General features: G+C 61.5%; 6 protein-coding genes. 4 read left to right on the forward strand and 2 right to left on the reverse strand.

Features of this window, described 5'->3' with window-relative positions; translation table 11 throughout:
• Positions 1–74: 74 nt before the first annotated feature.
• The 4 genes from MJ777_RS21985 to MJ777_RS22000 all read left to right on the forward strand — a co-directional run bounded on the left by MJ777_RS21985 (position 75) and on the right by MJ777_RS22000 (position 1733).
• Entirely contained in the window at positions 75–341 is a 267-nt protein-coding gene (locus tag MJ777_RS21985) for a hypothetical protein (RefSeq protein WP_239377664.1), read from the forward strand.
• A 265-nt stretch (positions 342–606) separates the two neighbouring features.
• Positions 607–750 carry a hypothetical protein gene (locus tag MJ777_RS21990; protein ID WP_239377665.1) on the forward strand — a complete coding sequence of 48 codons (144 nt, stop codon included), beginning with the start codon at positions 607–609 and terminating at the stop codon, positions 748–750.
• Positions 750–995, forward strand: a complete 246-nt coding sequence (locus tag MJ777_RS21995) for a hypothetical protein (RefSeq protein ID WP_239347927.1) — start codon at positions 750–752, stop codon at positions 993–995. The genes MJ777_RS21990 and MJ777_RS21995 overlap by 1 nt, the downstream gene beginning before the upstream one ends.
• Positions 996–1076: 81 nt before the next feature.
• Complete coding sequence (locus MJ777_RS22000; RefSeq protein WP_239347926.1) at positions 1077–1733, forward strand: pentapeptide repeat-containing protein; 657 nt, start codon at positions 1077–1079, stop codon at positions 1731–1733.
• A gap of 16 nt (positions 1734–1749) precedes the next feature.
• On the opposite strand, the gene amcB is transcribed toward MJ777_RS22000, so the two are convergent.
• Together amcB and MJ777_RS22010 are read right to left on the reverse strand one after the other, a co-directional pair.
• The gene (gene amcB / locus MJ777_RS22005; RefSeq protein WP_305039436.1) at positions 1750–2982 is read right to left on the reverse strand and encodes a cyclophane-forming radical SAM peptide maturase AmcB; all 1233 of its coding nucleotides are present in this window, start codon (positions 2980–2982) and stop codon (positions 1750–1752) included.
• A 114-nt stretch (positions 2983–3096) separates the two neighbouring features.
• Positions 3097–4494: a hypothetical protein gene (locus tag MJ777_RS22010; protein ID WP_239307997.1), complete on the reverse strand. Its 1398-nt coding sequence runs from the start codon at positions 4492–4494 to the stop codon at positions 3097–3099.
• Positions 4495–4954 lie beyond the last annotated feature (460 nt).

The following is a 4954-nucleotide window of genomic DNA, read 5'->3' on the forward strand; positions in this document are numbered from 1 at the left end:
GCACTACCTATCCTTCGAACATAAACCCGTTCCAGCTTGATATTGGTTAAGCTGGCAGCTCAGAAGGAGTATCTATGAAGACAGCTTCCATGTTTACCGTCAAGCCAGTTTTGATGTTGCCGATCGCGACGCTCCTTGCCGTCGGTGCGCTAGTCGCAACTCCGGCGCTGACGGGCAGCACATCGACATTCCATCTGGCCGAGGACGAATCCGCGTTTTTCGTACCCTCTATCGCGGAAGATGATGTGAAAAAAATGAAAGAAAACGAATGGAAGGAACCGATCCACAGACATCCATATGGTCCAGAATGGGACCTCCGTAGCAAGATTTCGTCAAAGTAGCTATGACTGTATGTAACAATGCTCGCATGTCGGGATGGGGGGTTGGGGCCGCAGTGTGTAGGTGTCCCCAAAGGTTCGAGGCCTCCCCAGGGACGGTGAGACGGCGGGCTGCCGGTCACGAAGAGCGACTGGAACTGTGGGGCTGTCGGGGTGCGACACACGAGGCCGAGGTTATTGCTTAGAGGCACGACTCCTGATGATCTTTGGGTATCTCATCCCATGGGTCCCCAAGAGTCGGTCAGGTAGCCCCGGCGGGGTGCAGGTGATGGTGGGCCCGAACGCGCCGCTGGATGTGGCGGGCAAGTGGTGGGACTCGCTGACGCTGGCGGGCACGATGGCTGCCCTGTGGTACCGGGCTCAGGTCTCCGGGTTCCCGGGTGGTCGGCACCGTCGGGACGGGGGCCGGTGATGGCCGGCGGCGTGGTGCGGGCGCTGAGCTGCACGCGGCACACCGGTCCCGGGGACGGCGCCGAACAGCGGGAGGTCTTCAGCTCGGCGTGTGTGGCGCGGGGCTGGTCGGCTGGGGGTGCAGTGCGTGAGTTCGGGTCGAGGCTGCGGGCCTGGTGGGCGGCGCTGGGGCTGGTACAGGCGGGCCGGTATGACGTGGTGGTGGTCGACAGCATCGACCGGCTTGAAAGACGAAAAGAACGTTAGCGACGGCGATCACAAAACGGGCCAAGATCATGATCTGACACCTTCCGGATGCCTACCCGCACTGCCTCTATGCTGACGTCCGTGGACTTCAGGGATGTGGGCGAGCGGCGGCAGATGCGGCGGCCATCGATAGAGGTTGACGAGCTAGAAGACGCTTCAACTGGCTTGAGGGGCCAATTTGATCTAGATGGTCTTCGGCTGACAGGCGAGCAGTCTGGCGTCCGTGGCGAAGGAAGTATTTCTCGCTCCATTCTGTCGGGAAGTGAACTTTCGGATGCCAGCCTCGGGCCCCTTAGCTGCACCGATGTTCGATTTGAGGGTGTGGACCTCTCTAACTCTTCCTGGACTGGCGCTGGCATGCGCAGGGTCGAGTTCGCGGGATGTCGAGCGGTGGGCTGGTCGGCTCAATTTGAGCGCGTCGAAGATGTCGCGTTCACTGACTGTCGACTGGACTACTGCTCATGGGTGACAGAAAATAGCTCGGGTTTGGTGCTGTTCGAGGGATGCACTTTCCGGGATGCCGAGTTCGGCGGACGCATGGACAAGTTTATCTTCCGCGGCTGCAAGCTAGCCGGCGTACGTTTCGACGCGACGTCTGCCGTACAGTGCGACCTTCGGGATGCCGAGATCCATGGTATGCATGGCCTTGCCACGATGCGCGGCGCTAGAATCGGCCTGCACCAAGCTAGCGAAGCCGGTGTGATTCTCGCGGAAGACATCGGACTTTCGATTGAATAAGGGGTGGGAGCTGAATCTACTTCTTCTTCCCCTTCTTGTTCCAGTTGTCCCAGCTCGGGCTGTTGTCGAATTTTGTCGCTTTTTTACCCCAATTGTCCCAGCTCGGGCGGTTGTCGAACTTTTGGGAAGATGCTCCCTGCTCGGGAGGGCTCGGCCAGTCCTCGACGAATTCGCGGATGGATCCGCCGACTGCCTCCATCAGTAGGATCTTGCTATTTCGGCAGTAGCTTGTCTCCGTGCTGTCCAGGCGGCCGTGTTCAAAGTATCGATTTGCGGCGTGACCTCCGCGGCAGAAGTCAAAGAGTCGACACGATTCGCGACACTCCTCGACTCCGCGGGCGTAGTCGAGAACCCAACTCGATCGCCAACCACTTAAGATGATGTGGTGGAGTGGGTGTTTCAGCACGTTCCCGCAGGAGAAGCCGCCGTAGTGAGGCGAGGAGTAGCCGGAAAGCTCGGGAGAGTAGAGCGTCACGTTTCCGTCCCATGCGACGGTCGGAAACGGGTCGGTGAGGGGAGACTCGCTGTCCTGACCTGGGGTCAGGATGTACGCTCTGATGCGCTCAAACTCGCGCACGGGAATTTTTGGGTCGGATTTCCACGCTTCCCACAGTGCTGTCCAGAAGTCGGCGATTGCGTGATCGGTGAAGTGATGGTTCCGGATGTTGACGCCTTCGCGTTCCTCGATGTTGATAGCCAGGGAGCTGGCTCCCAGCGAGAGCGAAAAGGCGTAGAGTTCTTCGGCGCGTTGCGGACTGGGGTCTGAGATCACCGCGATCATGTCGAACGATAGTCCTCGATCCCGAAGAACTTCGACACCGGCAACGATGCGATCGAATGCCTCACGGCCGGCGTAGTCCCGACGTTGCGCGCTCGCGGCTCGGTCACCGTCGATACTGATCCCAATGTGGATATTCCGCTGTTCGAATAGGTCTGCCCACTGCCTGTCGATGAGCGTCGCGTTCGTCTGGATAACGTGTTCGCTCGAAGCCGGAAAGCAATCCATTAGGTGTGTGAAATGTTGAATTCCGGCGGTTAGCGGCTCGCCGCCATGCCAGATGACTTCCGTTTGCTGGAGGTTTTGGAGGCTGTTGAAGATTTCGATTCCTGTCGCGACAGCTCGGGCGACTGACGGGGCCATGAGTTGGCGGGAGCGACGGGCGGGAAGATAGCAGTAAGAGCAGTCAAGATTACACAGGGGTGTCGGTTGCATAACGACACTTGTGATGGTTGCGGGGGCAGGGGGCATCGTCTCTCCTTGCTCTTTTCGCCGTGAACACTGATATCAGTTCGTGCCTGATAGAAAATTACAGCGGTCGGCAAAGGGTAGTTCAGTCATGCGGTGAAGGCTGGGCTATTGCCGCTATCTCGGGAGTGCGCGGATCTGCGCGAATGCTTCGATCTCGGCTGCGGTGTCACGAGCGATGGGTGAGCCGTGGTGGCGTGCCTCACTGAGAGCTGTCTGTACCCGTTGCACGTTGCTAACGATTCCGAATAGCCGGTACTGCGGTGGGATGTCGAGTACCGGCCGGAGGGCCTCGTGGGCTCCGTCTGCGTCACCTTGGCGGGCACGGGCAAGGCTCAGGTCAATGCGGGCGCCTGCGGAGTTGCCGAGTTTGGCTGCACCGGCGGGCGTCTCGCTGAATGCAGTGACGGCGGTCATCGCGGCCTGTTCGGCTGCGGTGGCATCGGGTAGGAGTGACAGGGCGTCGGCTGTGACGAAGAGGCTGTCAGGCATGGACAGCGTGACTTGGCCTCCCATCTCGTCCAGCTCGTCGGGCTGTGTTAGCTCGCCAGCGCGGGCGGCGGCGGCCAGCGCGGCCTGTGCCTCCTCGGCGTTGCCGATGGCGGCTTGGGCACGGGCCTCTCGTAGCGCGCGCCCGATCGCTGATGTGCCGCTCGTGACGGCTGCGTCGGCTGATGCGAGCTGGACGTACCGGAGAGACTCGTGGTGCCATCCAGCCCATCGTGTGATGGAGCACTGCTCGTTGCGGAGCCAGACCCGTAGGCCAGGGTGTCCCGCACGGTCGGCGCAAAGAAGCGCGGTGCGGGTCTGGGTCATGGCCGCATCGATCTGACCGAGATCAAGGCTGGCATGGGCAAGCAGGCCGCAAATGACACCCGTGAGAAAGTAGAGATCGCGTGCTTGATCGGGTTGGGTCGGGCCGTCGAGATAGCGGAAGGCGAAGCGCTGTGTGGCGCTGAGGTCTGGCAGGAGGGCTGGACCGCCGCCGGCAGGGTATGCGCGTGCGATACGGCGCACCTCGTTGTAGAGCAGCGTCACGGCCTCTGGGCCGGCGTCGGCTGCCTGCGCGTGCGCGAAGAAACGAGCGGTGTCGTCAGCGGCCATGAGACTCAGCCCTTCCGGTGCTGCCATATCGGGAGATGAGCCGCGGTGGCTCCTCTCCCTACCAGAGTAGGCAGCAAGGGCGTCGGTCTGCGGTAGGGATGCGCCCGACGTCGGAAGGGCGGGGACACCTGCGGATGAGTCGCGGGACACCCGGGTGGGCGGTGCGAACAGATCATCAACCGGCCGCTGAAAGATCGTTTCCAGTATCAGGCAGGCTGACGGGTACGGGTGGGTCTTGAGTGACCCCGCCATCCAGCGCTTGGCCTGACGCTCTCCCACCTCATCCGCCTTCACCTTGATCGCCTGGGCTGCGGCCGTGTACTCGCGCAGGAAGTCCTGGACGGTCCAATGCCGCTCATGGACGAGCCGAGCAAGCAGCGTGCGGGCGGTATTCACAGGCGGCGGTGTCATGGGCGCGTTCTCTCAGCTTGACGGCGGAGGACGAACAGAGGTGCCTCGCCATGGTGGCCGCACTGGCGAGAATTGTCACGTGACGGGAGCTAGAAGTCACGGAAGGACACCTTGAAGTCCCCGTGTGCCTGATCGGCTCATGCAGACGTCACGAAGAAGGCTGAGAACGGACACTAAGGAGACTCATCTGGACACAGATAGTCATCTGTGGGCGGTTTTGGTCGGGCTTAGGGTCGTCCCCCCGGTTGGGGCCGCGGGGGGTGCGGTGGAGCTGCCCCGATGGCTGGTTCTGACGTGGCTCCCGCGGCGGTCCTGGGTGTGGCTTCGGACCACACATCTGTCCTGTCTGCGCCGGGGGCCGGGCCTGTAGAAATAACGGCTCTGCCAAGATTTCGGTGGTGGCAGAGCCGTTAAGTTGACAGGAGGGCGAGATCGCCGTGCTGATCACTATGGGTGCAGG

The organism is Protofrankia sp. Cj5 (assembly GCF_917627405.1).
In the GTDB taxonomy this organism is placed as follows: domain Bacteria; phylum Actinomycetota; class Actinomycetes; order Frankiales; family Frankiaceae; genus Protofrankia.

Bases quoted from the DNA above. Each gene is read 5' to 3' on its own strand.
- amcB (WP_305039436.1), bottom strand. From the start codon at position 2,982: ATGCCCCCTGCCCCCGCAACCATCACAAGTGTCGTTATGCAACCGACA.
- MJ777_RS22010 (WP_239307997.1), bottom strand. From the start codon at position 4,494: ATGACACCGCCGCCTGTGAATACCGCCCGCACGCTGCTTGCTCGGCTC.
- MJ777_RS21990 (WP_239377665.1), top strand. From the start codon at position 607: ATGGTGGGCCCGAACGCGCCGCTGGATGTGGCGGGCAAGTGGTGGGAC.
- MJ777_RS21985 (WP_239377664.1), top strand. From the start codon at position 75: ATGAAGACAGCTTCCATGTTTACCGTCAAGCCAGTTTTGATGTTGCCG.
- MJ777_RS21995 (WP_239347927.1), top strand. From the start codon at position 750: ATGGCCGGCGGCGTGGTGCGGGCGCTGAGCTGCACGCGGCACACCGGT.